At 63.9% G+C, this 681-nt stretch carries 1 protein-coding gene; it reads right to left on the bottom strand.

Features of this window, described 5'->3' with window-relative positions:
• Positions 1 to 63: 63 nt before the first annotated feature.
• Positions 64 to 681, bottom strand: a 618-nt coding sequence (locus A8O23_RS22025) for a T9SS type A sorting domain-containing protein (RefSeq protein WP_153042318.1), incomplete at its 5' end; no start/stop codon positions are given.

A 681-nucleotide genomic window follows, 5' to 3' on the forward strand; every position in this document is an offset into this window, starting at 1 on the left:
CATTTATGATTAACTATCAAACTTTTTTATTCATGGTTTGCTAACGCTACTGGAACTCCAGAGTTACCTTACCACCAGCCTGGCTGTATGCGCCACCCCTCCAGAGGAGAGGCGGACCAGGTAAAGGCCGGGGCTCAAGGCTGAGACCTGCAACCTGCGCTCCCATCCCCCCCCGGGATGCGCGAGGGACTCTGCGTATACCCTGCGCCCGGAAAGCTCATAGACCTCAAATAGCGCCTGCCCCTCCGGCAGTTCATCTAAATGCAGCTCTACCTCGCCCCCAACCTCCGCCGGGTTGGGGAACACCGCCAGGTTCACGGCCTGCTGCTCAGACCCCTGCAAAGGGTAAACCAGCGTCTCCGCAGGGAGCTCCCCAGCCACCCCGGACGGGGCTACAGCCTGCCCCACCACCGCGAACGGCGAGGACTCCGTGCCGACGACCGCCGGGGAGGTGCTCACCACGCGCACCCGGTACCCCGAGCCAGACGGCGTGCCCGCGGGGATCCGCGCGTGGATCGGGTTGCGCGTGGCGTACGCCCCGATCACCTGGGCGTTGGCGAAAGAGCCCGAGGCGTCAGACAGCTCCACCCGGAACTCGTTCACGTACCGCTCGTAGGTCCCCGTCTTCTCGTAGGGGACCTCGAACTGGATGCCCGGCCTTATGGAAGAAATGGCCAAGGC

Origin of the sequence: Rufibacter roseus, assembly GCF_001647285.1 — a bacterium.
Lineage (GTDB): Bacteria > Bacteroidota > Bacteroidia > Cytophagales > Hymenobacteraceae > Nibribacter > Nibribacter roseus.